This is a genomic window from Escherichia sp. KCJ4928, from assembly GCF_004352695.1.
In the GTDB taxonomy this organism is placed as follows: Bacteria; Pseudomonadota; Gammaproteobacteria; order Enterobacterales; family Enterobacteriaceae; genus ECMA0423.
Map to the genome: position 1 here is coordinate 35,043 of NZ_SJWV01000012.1, position 13,402 is coordinate 48,444.

A 13,402-nucleotide genomic window follows, 5' to 3' on the forward strand; every position below is an offset into this window, starting at 1 on the left:
ATATGTCGTCATTTGATTACCTGAAAACTGCCATCAAGCAACAGGGCTGCACGCTACAGCAGGTAGCTGATGCCAGCGGTATGACCAAAGGGTATTTAAGCCAGTTACTGAATGCCAAAATTAAAAGCCCCAGCGCGCAAAAGCTGGAGGCGTTGCACCGTTTTTTGGGGCTTGAATTTCCCCGACAGAAGAAAACCATTGGTGTCGTATTCGGTAAGTTCTACCCGCTGCATACCGGACATATCTACCTTATCCAGCGCGCCTGTAGCCAGGTTGACGAGCTGCATATCATTATGGGTTTTGACGATACCCGCGACCGCGCGTTGTTTGAAGACAGCGCCATGTCGCAGCAGCCCACGGTGCCGGATCGTCTGCGCTGGTTATTACAAACTTTTAAATATCAGAAAAATATTCGCATTCATGCTTTCAACGAAGAGGGCATGGAGCCGTATCCGCACGGCTGGGATGTGTGGAGCAACGGCATCAAAAAGTTTATGGCTGAAAAGGGGATTCAGCCGGACCTGATCTACACCTCGGAAGAAGCCGATGCGCCACAGTATATGGAACATCTGGGGATCGATACGGTGCTGGTCGATCCGAAACGTACCTTTATGAGTATCAGCGGTGCGCAGATCCGCGAAAACCCGTTCCGCTACTGGGAATATATTCCTACGGAAGTGAAGCCGTTCTTTGTACGTACCGTGGCGATCCTTGGTGGCGAGTCGAGCGGTAAATCCACCCTGGTAAACAAACTTGCCAATATCTTCAATACCACCAGTGCGTGGGAATATGGTCGCGATTATGTCTTTTCACACCTCGGCGGTGATGAGATCGCATTGCAGTATTCCGATTACGATAAAATCGCGCTGGGCCACGCACAATACATTGATTTTGCAGTGAAATATGCCAATAAAGTGGCGTTTATTGACACTGATTTTGTCACTACCCAGGCGTTCTGCAAAAAGTACGAAGGGCGTGAGCATCCGTTCGTACAGGCGTTGATTGATGAATACCGTTTCGATCTGGTGATCCTGCTGGAGAACAACACGCCGTGGGTGGCGGATGGTTTACGCAGCCTCGGCAGTTCGGTGGATCGCAAAGAGTTCCAGAACTTGCTGGTGGAGATGCTGGAAGAGAACAATATCGAATTCGTGCGGGTTGAAGAGGACGATTATGACAGCCGTTTCCTGCGCTGCGTGGAGCTGGTGCGGGAGATGATGGGGGAGCAGAGATAACCGCGATGAAACGGCTCAAAGGCGAGGTATAAAATAAGTTTTTTGATGAGTTGAAAACCTCTCTGGAAGAGGCTGTCGAGATTAAACAAGGTTTAAAAGAATCAGCACGGGTGACCCGCTACGAATTTGCGGATACTAAGGCTGTTGTAGGCCGGAAAAGGCGTTCACGCCGTATCCGGCATTCGGTGCTCAATGCCTGATGCGACGCTTACCGCGTCTTATCAGGCCTGGAGATTCACAACGTATTGAAATTTCTTGGTTTGTAGGCCGGATAAGGCGTTCACGCCGCATCCGGCATTTTACGCATTACTTCGCAATACGCTTGTACTTGATACGCTTCGGCTCCAGTGCGTCTGCGCCCAGCGTGCGTTTCTTGTACTCTTCGTACTCAGTAAAGTTACCTTCGAAGAACTCAACTTTACCTTCATCCTGGTAGTCCAGGATGTGCGTGGCGATACGGTCGAGGAACCAACGGTCGTGCGAGATAACCATCGCACAGCCCGGGAACTCCAGCAGGGCGTTTTCCAGCGCGCGCAGGGTTTCGATATCCAGGTCGTTGGTTGGTTCGTCGAGCAGCAGCATGTTGCCGCCAACCTGCAGCAGCTTCGCCAGATGCAGACGACCGCGCTCACCACCGGAAAGTTCACCAACGCGTTTACCCTGATCAACCCCTTTAAAGTTAAAGCGGCCAACGTAGGCGCGGCTTGGCATCTCGGTGTTGCCGATCTTCATAATATCCAGCCCGCCGGAAACTTCTTCCCAAACGGTTTTGCTGTTATCCATTGAGTCACGGAACTGATCAACCGATGCCAGTTTCACCGTTTCACCTAAAGTGATGGTGCCGCTGTCCGGCTGTTCCTGACCAGAGATCATACGGAACAGGGTCGATTTACCCGCGCCGTTCGGACCGATGATCCCGACGATTGCCCCTTTCGGGATCGAGAAGCTCAGGTCATCAATCAGCAGGCGATCACCGTAGGATTTACGCAGGTTGCTGACTTCCAGCACTTTATCGCCCAAACGCGGTCCAGGTGGAATAAACAGTTCGTTGGTTTCGTTACGTTTCTGATATTCGGTGCTGTTCAGCTCTTCAAAGCGTGCCAGACGTGCTTTACCTTTCGACTGGCGGCCTTTAGTTCCCTGACGTACCCACTCCAGCTCTTTCTCGATCGACTTACGACGCGCCGCTTCTTGTGAAGCTTCCTGCGCCAGGCGCTGATCTTTCTGCTCCAGCCAGGAGGAGTAGTTGCCTTCCCACGGAATACCTTCACCGCGGTCAAGTTCGAGGATCCAGCCTGCAACGTTATCGAGGAAGTAACGGTCGTGGGTAATCGCCACCACGGTGCCCTCGAAGTCGTGCAGGAAGCGTTCCAGCCAGGCCACGGATTCGGCATCCAGGTGGTTGGTCGGTTCGTCGAGCAGCAGCATGTCTGGTTTTTCCAGCAGCAGGCGGCACAACGCTACGCGACGACGCTCACCACCGGAGAGGTTAGCGATTTTCGCGTCCCAGTCCGGCAGACGTAGCGCATCCGCCGCACGCTCCAGCTGTACGTTCAGGTTATGACCGTCGTGAGCCTGAATGATCTCTTCCAGACGGCCTTGTTCAGCGGCCAGCTTGTCAAAATCGGCATCCGGATCGGCGTACAGCGCATACACTTCATCCAGGCGTTTCAGGGCGTTAACCACTTCAGAAACCGCTTCTTCAATGGACTCACGCACGGTGTGTTCCGGGTTCAGCTGCGGTTCCTGCGGCAGGTAACCAATCTTGATGTCTGGCTGCGGACGCGCTTCACCTTCGATGTCTTTATCAATGCCCGCCATAATGCGCAGCAGGGTAGACTTACCCGCGCCGTTCAGACCCAGGACACCAATTTTTGCCCCAGGGAAGAAACTCAGAGAGATGTTTTTCAAAATATGACGTTTCGGCGGAACAACTTTGCCGACACGATGCATGGTATAAACGAATTGAGCCACGTTGGACTTCGCCTCTATGTTTATCGTGATGATGAGTTTTCAAAGGCGAAGTGTAGCCTTTTTCCCCGCCTAATCCCAGTTGGTCGATCACCTTCGCAGTAAAAGTAAAAAAGTGTCCGTAACGTGGCGTAAACGGCAATGACTGGTTAGCATAAATCTATTACGCGGCATGACGCTGCATTGATGTATTTACACTTAGAGGATGCGCTTGTGGAAAAAGCCAAACAAGTTACCTGGCGGCTGTTGGCTGCCGGTGTCTGTCTGCTGACGGTCAGCAGCGTGGCGCGAGCCGACTCACTGGATGAGCAGCGTAGCCGTTACGCGCAAATCAAGCAGGCCTGGGATAATCGACAAATGGATGTGGTCGAACAAATGATGCCTGGACTGAAGGATTATCCGCTTTATCCCTACCTGGAATACCGCCAGATCACCGATGATCTGATGAATCAACCGGCGGTGACGGTCACTAACTTTGTTCGCGCTAACCCCACGCTTCCTCCCGCTCGCACGCTGCAATCTCGTTTCGTCAATGAACTGGCGCGGCGTGAAGACTGGCGTGGCTTGTTAGCCTTTAGCCCGGAAAAGCCCGGAACTACCGAAGCGCAATGTAATTACTACTATGCGAAATGGAACACCGGGCAGAGTGAAGAAGCCTGGCAAGGGGCGAAAGAGCTGTGGCTAACCGGCAAGAGCCAGCCTAACGCCTGTGACAAGTTATTTAGCGTCTGGCGTGCGTCAGGTAAACAAGATCCGCTGGCGTATTTAGAGCGTATCCGTCTGGCGATGAAAGCGGGTAACACTGGCCTGGTAACAGTGCTGGCAGGGCAGATGCCTGCCGATTACCAGACTATCGCCTCGGCAATCATTTCACTGGCGAACAACCCTAATACGGTACTGACCTTCGCGCGTACAACCGGAGCGACCGATTTTACCCGTCAAATGGCAGCGGTGGCGTTTGCCAGTGTGGCGCGGCAGGATGCTGAAAATGCACGGCTGATGATCCCGTCGCTTGCCCAGGCGCAGCAGCTTAATGAAGATCAGATTCAGGAGCTGCGCGATATCGTCGCCTGGCGTTTGATGGGCAACGATGTCACCGACGAGCAGGCGAAATGGCGCGATGACGCCATTATGCGCTCGCAATCCACGTCGTTGATTGAACGCCGTGTGCGAATGGCACTTGGCACCGGCGATCGTCGCGGCCTGAATACCTGGCTGGCGCGTCTGCCGATGGAAGCAAAAGAGAAAGATGAATGGCGTTACTGGCAGGCGGATTTATTGCTGGAACGCGGACGTGAAGCTGAAGCGAAAGAGATTTTGCATCAACTCATGCAACAGCGTGGTTTCTACCCGATGGTTGCAGCACAACGCATCGGAGAAGAGTATGAGCTGAAGATTGATAAAGCGCCGCAGAATGTTGACAGCGCCCTGACTCAGGGGCCGGAGATGGCGCGCGTGCGCGAGTTGATGTACTGGAATCTCGATAACACCGCGCGTAGCGAGTGGGCCAATCTGGTGAAGAGCAAGTCAAAAACAGAGCAGGCTCAACTGGCGCGGTATGCTTTCAACAACCAATGGTGGGATCTTAGCGTTCAGGCAACGATCGCCGGGAAGCTATGGGATCATCTGGAAGAGCGATTCCCGCTGGCTTACAACGATCTTTTCAAACGCTACACCAGCGGTAAGGAGATCCCGCAAAGCTATGCGATGGCGATTGCCCGTCAGGAGAGCGCCTGGAATCCAAAAGTGAAATCACCGGTAGGGGCCAGCGGCCTGATGCAGATTATGCCTGGTACAGCGACCCATACGGTGAAGATGTTCTCTATTCCCGGTTATAGTAGCCCTGGGCAATTGCTGGATCCGGAAACGAATATCAACATTGGCACCAGTTATCTGCAATATGTTTATCAGCAGTTTGGCAATAACCGTATTTTCTCCTCAGCAGCTTATAACGCCGGACCAGGGCGGGTGCGAACCTGGCTTGGCAACAGCGCCGGGCGTATCGACGCTGTGGCATTTGTCGAGAGTATTCCGTTCTCCGAGACGCGCGGTTATGTGAAGAACGTGCTGGCTTATGACGCTTACTACCGCTATTTCATGGGGGATAAACCGACGTTGATGAGCGCCACGGAATGGGGACGTCGTTACTGATCCGCACGTTTATGATATGCTATCGTACTCTTTAGCGAGTACAACCGGGGGAGGCATTTTGCTTCCCCCGCTAACAATGGCGACATATTATGGCCCAACAATCACCCTATTCAGCAGCGATGGCAGAACAGCGTCACCAGGAGTGGTTACGTTTTGTCGACCTGCTTAAGAATGCCTACCAAAACGATCTCCATTTACCGTTGTTAAATCTGATGCTGACGCCAGATGAGCGCGAAGCGTTGGGGACTCGCGTGCGTATTGTCGAAGAGCTGTTGCGCGGCGAAATGAGCCAGCGTGAGTTAAAAAATGAACTCGGCGCGGGCATCGCGACGATTACGCGTGGATCTAACAGCCTGAAAGCCGCGCCCGTGGAGCTGCGCCAGTGGCTGGAAGAGGTGTTGCTGAAAAGCGATTGATTTTGTAGGCCTGATAAGACGCGGCAGCGTCGCATCAGGCATCGTGCACCGAATGCCGGATGCGGCGTGAACGCCTTATCCGTCCTACAATGCCTGATACACGGCATTGTGAAACGGACTCAGCGCCAGGATCACCGCCTGGTGATAGACGCTGGCGCGAGTGAGTTTCCAGGCGGTAAACACGCCGATCGCCCCTTCCTTACGACCAATCTCATCAATACCGGTATAACGCGACATTACGGGACCAAGCGCCTCACCTTCACGCACTTTCTGCAGAATCACCGCAGGTAACGGCAAAGTAGCCGAACGCGCCTCGCCGCGCTGGCTGGTGTTTTCAATCACCACCCAACTGAAAGTGCTGTCACCATCGATGCCAGCTTCAATCGCCACCCAAAAATCAGCCTCTGGAAGTAAACGGCGGGCATTTGCTACCCGATTTCGTGCGCCAGCGCGCGTTTCCTCACTGCCAAAGGGCTGTTCCGGTACACCGCTCTCGACGGCAACGGATGCAATATGGCAGGATCCTTCGCCGAAGATCTCGTGAAATGCCTGCAGAATGGCCTGAATTTTAGCGGGATTGGTGGTCGCACAGACAACTTGGTGCATAATCAGCATTACTCAGAAAATTAACGTTACAGCAGTATACGGAAAAAAAGCATGTTACAGGTATACCTAGTCCGCCACGGTGAAACGCAGTGGAACGCCGAGCGACGTATTCAGGGCCAGTCTGACAGCCCGCTGACCGCCAAAGGTGAGCAACAGGCGATGCAGGTGGCAACCCGTGCCAAAGAGCTTGGCATTACGCATATTATCAGTAGCGATTTAGGACGCACCCGGCGTACGGCGGAAATCATCGCCCAGGCCTGCGGCTGTGACATCATCTTTGATTCTCGCCTGCGTGAATTAAACATGGGTGTGCTGGAAAAAAGACATATCGATTCTCTGACCGAAGAAGAAGAGAACTGGCGTCGGCAGCTGGTCAATGGCACCGTTGACGGGCGTATTCCTGAAGGCGAGTCAATGCAGGAGCTCAGCGATCGCGTCAATGCGGCACTGGAATCTTGCCGGGACTTACCGCAGGGAAGCCGACCGCTGCTGGTGAGCCATGGTATTGCACTGGGATGTCTGGTGAGTACGATTCTCGGATTACCAGCATGGGCAGAGCGCCGCTTACGTCTGCGTAACTGTTCTATTTCGCGCGTGGATTATCAGGAAAGCCTGTGGCTGGCGTCTGGCTGGGTTGTTGAAACCGCAGGGGACATCTCGCATCTGGACGCCCCTGCATTAGATGAGTTGCAGCGTTAACGACGGATCGGAATCAGCAGTTCACAGCGCAGATTAATTGGGCGATCTCCCGCTTTGGCATCTTCTGCCGGGTAGTATCGCTCAATATCCTGACCTTTACGGCGCGTCAGATTGAGCATTGGCATGCACGTTCCGTATACTGTCAGGATAAACTCCTGCACGCCGGTTCCCAGACCTTCATAGGTAAACATCACATATTCGCCGCCCTGCAGCATCACCGGATGCCCCGTCAGTACATAGCCATCTGCCTGATCCTGGGCTAACGCAGTGGTATAGAATACCTCTTGTTCGTCGTCTTTATCCTGACTCGGACGCGTTTCATTCAGGCCGTAGAGCACTGGCGGAATGGTCGGCGCGTTGCCGAGAAAATCGTGCCAGAACTGATAACGCATTTCATGGCGGAAATCAGAGATTTGCTCCAGCGAACAGGAGTAGCTCTGGGTAACACCAATCAGCGGCGTATCTTCCAGGGTGACAAATTTGTGCTCTGGCATTGTGAATTCACCCAGACGTAGCGGCGGGCGAATACCAAAGGCGCTCCATTCAGGAGAACGGCGGTAAAGTGCAGGAGTCTGGGCAAACTGCTTCTTGAATGCGCGGGTAAATGTCTGTTGAGAGTCGAAGCGGTATTGCAGCGCGATGTCCAGAATCGGACGCGCAGTCAGGCGTAGTGCGACCGCCGATTTCGACAAACGACGAGCACGAATATACGCGCCAATAGCATGGCCAGTGACATCTTTAAACATTCTCTGTAAGTGCCACTTGGAATAACCTGCTTTCGCCGCTACATTGTCGAGCGACAGGGGCTGATCCAGATGACCTTCCAGCCAGATTAAAAGGTCGCGAATAATGCCGGCCTGATCCATAAAATATCCTCATCCTTTCAACAACGAGCACCTGACATCAGGTAATTGGATAATAGCATTTTTTGCTGTTTTAGCATTCAGTGTTTTTTTCTTAGTAGAGTATGTTTTAGGGCTTGACGGAAATAAAAGTATTGAGATTTTGTTCTTAATCAATATGTTATTTACCGTGACGAACTAATTGCTCGTGTAATAGATAAAAATGGTAACAATATGAAATACAAGCATTTGATCCTGTCTTTAAGCCTGATAATGCTGGGGCCATTGGCTCATGCAGAAGAGATTGGTTCGGTCGACACCGTATTTAAAATGATCGGCCCGGATCACAAAATTGTTGTGGAAGCCTTTGACGATCCCGATGTGAAAAATGTCACCTGTTATGTGAGCCGGGCGAAAACAGGTGGTATTAAAGGGGGATTGGGTCTGGCGGAAGATACCTCCGATGCGGCTATTTCTTGTCAGCAAGTCGGGCCGATTGAACTGTCGGATCGTATTAAAAACGGCAAAGCTCAGGGCGAGGTAGTATTCAAAAAACGCACGTCCCTGGTCTTTAAGTCGTTACAGGTCGTGCGCTTTTATGACGCCAAACGCAACGCGCTCGCTTATCTGGCTTACTCCGACAAAGTTGTAGAAGGTTCGCCGAAAAACGCGATTAGCGCGGTTCCTGTCATGCCGTGGCGGCAATAACAGAGGCGATTTATGCAACGGGAAACGGTCTGGTTAGTGGAAGATGAGCAAGGGATAGCCGACACGCTGGTCTACATGTTGCAGCAGGAAGGTTTTGCCGTCGAGGTCTTTGAGCGAGGCTTGCCGGTGCTGGATAAAGCTCGCCAGCTGGTTCCCGACGTCATGATTCTCGACGTTGGTTTGCCTGATATCAGCGGCTTTGAATTGTGCCGCCAGTTACTGGCGCTCCATCCGGCGTTACCTGTACTGTTCCTGACGGCCCGAAGTGAAGAGGTCGATCGCCTGCTTGGGCTGGAAATTGGCGCTGACGACTATGTGGCTAAACCGTTTTCACCCCGCGAAGTGTGCGCCAGGGTGCGCACCTTACTGCGTCGGGTGAAGAAGTTCTCGTCGCCGTCTCCCGTCATCCGTATTGGTCATTTTGAATTGAATGAACCCGCGGCGCAGATCAGCTGGTTTGACACGCCATTAACGCTGACGCGGTATGAGTTTTTATTGCTGAAGACGTTACTCAAGTCGCCAGGCCGCGTCTGGTCCCGCCAGCAACTGATGGATAGCGTGTGGGAAGATGCGCAGGACACCTACGATCGCACCGTTGATACCCACATTAAAACGTTGCGTGCCAAGCTGCGCGCCATCAACCCCGATCTTTCACCGATTAATACTCATCGCGGCATGGGATATAGCCTGAGGGGCCTGTAATGCGTATCGGCATGCGGTTGCTGCTGGGCTATTTTTTACTGGTGGCGGTGGCGGCCTGGTTCGTACTGGCTATTTTTGTCAAAGAAGTTAAACCGGGCGTGCGAAGAGCAACGGAGGGGACGTTAATCGATACCGCAACGTTGCTGGCGGAGCTGGCGCGTCCCGATTTGCTCTCTGGGGACCCAACGCATGGGCAACTGGCGCAGGCGTTTAATCAGCTACAACATCGCCCGTTTCGCGCCAATATCGGTGGCATTAACAAAGTGCGCAATGAATATCATGTCTATATGACCGATTCGCAGGGTAAAGTATTGTTCGATTCGGCAAATAAAGCCGTTGGGCAGGATTATTCGCGCTGGAATGACGTCTGGCTAACGTTGCGTGGTCAGTATGGTGCGCGCAGCACGTTGCAAAATCCTGCCGATCCCGAAAGTTCGGTGATGTATGTTGCCGCGCCGATTATGGACGGCTCGCGGCTTATTGGCGTTTTGAGCGTAGGCAAACCGAACGCGGCGATGGCTCCGGTCATTAAACGCAGCGAGCGGCGAATTTTATGGGCCAGCGCCATTTTGTTGGGGATCGCACTGGTGATTGGCGCAGGCATGGTTTGGTGGATCAACCGCTCCATTGCCCGGCTCACTCGCTATGCTGATTCCGTCACTGACAATAAGCCCGTTCCTCTTCCCGATCTCGGTAGTAGCGAGCTGCGTAAACTCGCGCAGGCGCTGGAAAGTATGCGCGTGAAGCTGGAAGGGAAAAACTATATTGAGCAGTATGTTTATGCGTTAACCCATGAGCTAAAAAGCCCACTGGCGGCGATTCGTGGCGCGGCGGAAATTTTACGCGAAGGTCCGCCGCCTGAAGTAGTGGCTCGTTTTACTGACAACATTCTGACGCAAAATGCGCGAATGCAGGCACTGGTGGAAACGTTACTACGCCAGGCAAGACTGGAGAATCGTCAGGAAGTCGTTTTGACTGCTGTTGATGTGGCGGCATTATTCCGCCGCGTCAGCGAAGCGCGCACCGTGCAGTTGGCAGAAAAAAACATCACTCTACATGTTACGCCCACCGAGGTTAATGTTGCTGCTGAACCGGCGTTACTGGATCAGGCGCTGGGGAATTTACTGGATAACGCCATCGATTTTACCCCCGAGAGCGGTCGTATAACGCTAAGCGCCGAAGTGGATCAGGAACACGTCACGCTTAAGGTGCTGGATACCGGTAGTGGTATTCCTGACTACGCGCTGTCACGTATTTTTGAACGCTTTTACTCTTTGCCGCGTGCAAATGGGCAAAAAAGCAGCGGTCTGGGGTTGGCGTTCGTCAGTGAGGTCGCCCGTTTGTTTAACGGCGAAGTCACGCTGCGCAACGTGCAGGAAGGTGGCGTGCTGGCCTCGCTACGACTTCACCGTCACTTCACATAGCTTCAAATTCTTCCCACATAGCCTTCGTATCCTGCTGCCATTGCAAAGGAGAAGACTATGTTGAAATCCCCCCTGTTCTGGAAAATGACCACCCTGTTTGTTGCAGTATTGCTGTTGTTGATTCCGATAATGCTGATTCGGCAAGTGATTGTCGAACGTGCCGATTACCGTAGCGATGTGGAAGATGCGATTCGCCAAAGTACCAGCGGGCCGCAAAAACTCGTTGGGCCGCTTATCGCTATTCCTGTGACCGAGCTTTATACGGTGCAGGAAGAGGATAAAACCGTGGAGCGGAAACGAAGTTTTATCCATTTTTGGTTACCTGAGTCATTGATGGTTGATGGCAATCAGAACGTGGAAGAACGCAAGATAGGGATTTATACCGGTCAGGTCTGGCACAGTGATTTAACGCTAAAAGCCGATTTCGATGTTTCGCGTCTTAGCGAGCTCAACGCGCCAAATATCACCTTTGGCAAGCCATTTATTGTGATTAGCGTCGGGGATGCGCGTGGTATTGGTGTGGTGAAAGCGCCTGAAGTTAACGGAACGGCGCTGACCATTGAACCCGGCACCGGGTTAGAGCAAGGCGGGCAGGGCGTGCATATCCCTTTACCCGAAGGGGACTGGCGGAAGCAGAACCTGAAGCTGAATATGGCCCTGAATTTAAGCGGTACCGGCGATCTTTCTGTGGTGCCTGCCGGGCGTAATAGCGAAATGACCTTAACCAGCAACTGGCCGCATCCCAGTTTTTTAGGTGATTTTTTGCCAGCCAAACGGGAAGTTAGCGAGTCAGGTTTTCAGGCGCAATGGCAAAGCAGCTGGTTTGCTAATAATCTCGGTGAGCGTTTTGCTTCAGGCAATGATACCGGCTGGGAAAACTTCCCCGCGTTTAGCGTCGCAGTGACGACGCCAGCCGATCAATACCAAATAACGGACCGGGCAACTAAGTACGCCATTCTGCTGATTGCACTGACTTTTATGGCGTTCTTTGTTTTTGAAACGCTCACCGCGCAACGTTTACACCCAATGCAATATTTGCTGGTGGGGCTTTCATTGGTGATGTTTTATTTGCTCTTGCTGGCGCTTTCTGAACATATCGGTTTTACCGTGGCATGGATAATCGCCAGTCTGATTGGGGCGTTAATGAACGGTATTTATTTGCAGGCGGTATTGAAAGGCTGGCGCAACAGCATGTTGTTTACCCTCGCGCTGTTGTTGCTGGATGGTGTGATGTGGGGACTGCTCAACTCTGCCGATAGCGCGCTGTTGTTGGGAACCAGTGTGCTGGTGGTGGCGCTGGCCGGCATGATGTTTGTGACTCGTAATATCGACTGGTATGCGTTTTCACTGCCGAAAATGAAAGCCAGTAAAGAAGTTACAATGGACGATCAATTACGTATCTGGAAATAAGGTTGAAAAATAAAAACGGCGCTAAAAAGCGCCGTTTTTTTTGACGGTGGTAAAGCCGATTAATCTTCCAGATCACCACAGAAGCGATAACCTTCACCGTGGATGGTGGCGATGATTTCCGGCGTATCCGGCGTAGATTCGAAATGTTTACGAATACGGCGGATCGTCACGTCTACAGTACGGTCGTGTGGTTTCAGCTCACGGCCGGTCATTTTCTTCAGCAGTTCAGCACGAGACTGAATTTTGCCTGGGTTTTCACAGAAGTGAAGCATGGCGCGGAACTCGCTGCGCGGCAGCTTGTACTGCTCGCCATCAGGGCCGATCAACGAACGGCTGTTGATGTCCAGTTCCCAACCATTGAACTTGTAGCTTTCAACGCTACGACGTTCTTCGCTGACAGTACCCAGATTCATGGTACGGGACAGCAGGTTGCGTGCACGAATCGTCAGTTCACGCGGGTTGAACGGTTTGGTGATGTAGTCATCTGCACCGATTTCGAGGCCGAGAATTTTATCGACTTCGTTGTCACGGCCAGTCAGGAACATCAACGCAACATTCGCCTGCTCGCGCAGTTCACGCGCTAACAGAAGACCGTTCTTACCCGGCAGATTGATATCCATGATCACCAGGTTGATGTCATATTCAGAGAGGATCTGATGCATTTCCGCGCCATCTGTCGCTTCGAAAACATCATAGCCTTCCGCTTCGAAAATACTTTTCAACGTGTTGCGTGTTACCAACTCGTCTTCAACGATAAGAATGTGCGGGGTCTGCATGTTTGCTACCTAAATTGCCAACTAAATCGAAACAGGAAGTACAAAAGTCCCTGACCTGCCTGATGCATGCTGCAAATTAACATGATCGGCGTAACATGACTAAAGTACGTAATTGCGTTCTTGATGCACTTTCCATCAACGTCAACAACATCATTAGCTTGGTCGTGGGTACTTTCCCTCAGGACCCGACAGTGTCAAAAACGGCTGTCATCCTAACCATTTTAACAGCAACATAACAGGCTAAGAGGGGCCGGACACCCAATAAAACTACGCTTCGTTGACATATATCAAGTTCAATTGTAGCACGTTAACAGTTTGATGAAATCATCGTATCTAAATGCTAGCTTTCGTCACATTATTTTAATAATCCAACTAGTTGCATCATACAACTAATAAACGTGGTGAATCCAATTGTCGAGATTTATTTTTTATAAAATTATCCTAAGTAAACAGAAGGATATG

Annotated in this window: 13 protein-coding genes; 9 read left to right on the plus strand and 4 right to left on the minus strand. The window is 52.0% G+C overall.

The annotated features are described in order from the left end of the window. Positions 1-2 precede the first annotated feature (2 nt). The gene (gene nadR, locus E0D98_RS03595) at positions 3-1,235 is read left to right on the plus strand and encodes a multifunctional transcriptional regulator/nicotinamide-nucleotide adenylyltransferase/ribosylnicotinamide kinase NadR (protein ID WP_000093810.1); all 1,233 of its coding nucleotides are present in this window, start codon (positions 3-5) and stop codon (positions 1,233-1,235) included. A gap of 306 nt (positions 1,236-1,541) precedes the next feature. On the opposite strand, the gene ettA is transcribed toward nadR, so the two are convergent. Further along, positions 1,542-3,209, minus strand: a complete 1,668-nt coding sequence (gene ettA, locus E0D98_RS03600; RefSeq protein ID WP_000046749.1) for an energy-dependent translational throttle protein EttA — start codon at positions 3,207-3,209, stop codon at positions 1,542-1,544. A 210-nt stretch (positions 3,210-3,419) separates the two neighbouring features. Between ettA and sltY the strand changes: the two genes are divergently transcribed. Both sltY and trpR read left to right on the plus strand, forming a co-directional pair. Further along, the gene (gene sltY, locus E0D98_RS03605; protein WP_000409451.1) at positions 3,420-5,357 is read left to right on the plus strand and encodes a murein transglycosylase; all 1,938 of its coding nucleotides are present in this window, start codon (positions 3,420-3,422) and stop codon (positions 5,355-5,357) included. A gap of 89 nt (positions 5,358-5,446) precedes the next feature. Next, a complete protein-coding gene (gene trpR / locus E0D98_RS03610) occupies positions 5,447-5,773 on the plus strand; it encodes a trp operon repressor (RefSeq protein WP_000068679.1) in 327 nt (108 codons plus the stop codon). A gap of 84 nt (positions 5,774-5,857) precedes the next feature. Here the strand turns inward: trpR and yjjX are convergent, their stop codons facing one another. Then, positions 5,858-6,379, minus strand: coding sequence for an inosine/xanthosine triphosphatase (gene yjjX, locus E0D98_RS03615; protein ID WP_001378619.1), 522 nt, complete (start codon positions 6,377-6,379; stop codon positions 5,858-5,860). 51 nt (positions 6,380-6,430) lie between these two features. Between yjjX and gpmB the strand changes: the two genes are divergently transcribed. Further along, positions 6,431-7,078 carry a 2,3-diphosphoglycerate-dependent phosphoglycerate mutase GpmB gene (gene gpmB, locus E0D98_RS03620; protein WP_000942344.1) on the plus strand — a complete coding sequence of 216 codons (648 nt, stop codon included), beginning with the start codon at positions 6,431-6,433 and terminating at the stop codon, positions 7,076-7,078. Here gpmB and robA read toward each other — a convergent pair. Continuing rightward, complete coding sequence (robA, locus tag E0D98_RS03625; RefSeq protein WP_000371666.1) at positions 7,075-7,944, minus strand: MDR efflux pump AcrAB transcriptional activator RobA; 870 nt, start codon at positions 7,942-7,944, stop codon at positions 7,075-7,077. The two genes, gpmB and robA, sit on opposite strands and share 4 nt — an antisense overlap. A 210-nt stretch (positions 7,945-8,154) precedes the next feature. Here robA and creA point away from each other — a divergent pair, with 210 nt between their 5' ends. The 4 genes from creA to creD are packed head-to-tail and all read left to right on the plus strand — an operon-like array spanning position 8,155 to position 12,164. Then, positions 8,155-8,628 carry a protein CreA gene (gene creA, locus E0D98_RS03630; RefSeq protein ID WP_000875487.1) on the plus strand — a complete coding sequence of 158 codons (474 nt, stop codon included), beginning with the start codon at positions 8,155-8,157 and terminating at the stop codon, positions 8,626-8,628. Positions 8,629-8,640: 12 nt separating this feature from the next. Next, positions 8,641-9,330: a two-component system response regulator CreB gene (gene creB / locus E0D98_RS03635; RefSeq protein ID WP_001188659.1), complete on the plus strand. Its 690-nt coding sequence runs from the start codon at positions 8,641-8,643 to the stop codon at positions 9,328-9,330. Continuing rightward, positions 9,330-10,754 carry a two-component system sensor histidine kinase CreC gene (creC, locus tag E0D98_RS03640; RefSeq protein ID WP_001219604.1) on the plus strand — a complete coding sequence of 475 codons (1,425 nt, stop codon included), beginning with the start codon at positions 9,330-9,332 and terminating at the stop codon, positions 10,752-10,754. The genes creB and creC overlap by 1 nt, the downstream gene beginning before the upstream one ends. Before the next feature lie 57 nt (positions 10,755-10,811). Then, entirely contained in the window at positions 10,812-12,164 is a 1,353-nt protein-coding gene (gene creD / locus E0D98_RS03645; RefSeq protein ID WP_000920373.1) for a cell envelope integrity protein CreD, read from the plus strand. Positions 12,165-12,223: 59 nt separating this feature from the next. Here the strand turns inward: creD and arcA are convergent, their stop codons facing one another. Then, on the minus strand, positions 12,224-12,940 hold the full coding sequence (gene arcA, locus E0D98_RS03650) for a two-component system response regulator ArcA (protein ID WP_001194358.1): 717 nt from the start codon (positions 12,938-12,940) through the stop codon (positions 12,224-12,226). A gap of 95 nt (positions 12,941-13,035) precedes the next feature. Here arcA and yjjY point away from each other — a divergent pair, with 95 nt between their 5' ends. Next, entirely contained in the window at positions 13,036-13,176 is a 141-nt protein-coding gene (gene yjjY, locus E0D98_RS03655) for a protein YjjY (RefSeq protein ID WP_001303782.1), read from the plus strand. Positions 13,177-13,402 lie beyond the last annotated feature (226 nt).

Coding starts and splice junctions, on each gene's coding strand:
- robA (WP_000371666.1), bottom strand. CDS start 7,944: ATGGATCAGGCCGGCATTATTCGCGACCTTTTAATCTGGCTGGAAGGT.
- gpmB (WP_000942344.1), top strand. CDS start 6,431: ATGTTACAGGTATACCTAGTCCGCCACGGTGAAACGCAGTGGAACGCC.
- arcA (WP_001194358.1), bottom strand. CDS start 12,940: ATGCAGACCCCGCACATTCTTATCGTTGAAGACGAGTTGGTAACACGC.
- creC (WP_001219604.1), top strand. CDS start 9,330: ATGCGTATCGGCATGCGGTTGCTGCTGGGCTATTTTTTACTGGTGGCG.
- trpR (WP_000068679.1), top strand. CDS start 5,447: ATGGCCCAACAATCACCCTATTCAGCAGCGATGGCAGAACAGCGTCAC.
- creA (WP_000875487.1), top strand. CDS start 8,155: ATGAAATACAAGCATTTGATCCTGTCTTTAAGCCTGATAATGCTGGGG.
- yjjX (WP_001378619.1), bottom strand. CDS start 6,379: ATGCACCAAGTTGTCTGTGCGACCACCAATCCCGCTAAAATTCAGGCC.
- creD (WP_000920373.1), top strand. CDS start 10,812: ATGTTGAAATCCCCCCTGTTCTGGAAAATGACCACCCTGTTTGTTGCA.
- yjjY (WP_001303782.1), top strand. CDS start 13,036: ATGACTAAAGTACGTAATTGCGTTCTTGATGCACTTTCCATCAACGTC.
- creB (WP_001188659.1), top strand. CDS start 8,641: ATGCAACGGGAAACGGTCTGGTTAGTGGAAGATGAGCAAGGGATAGCC.
- nadR (WP_000093810.1), top strand. CDS start 3: ATGTCGTCATTTGATTACCTGAAAACTGCCATCAAGCAACAGGGCTGC.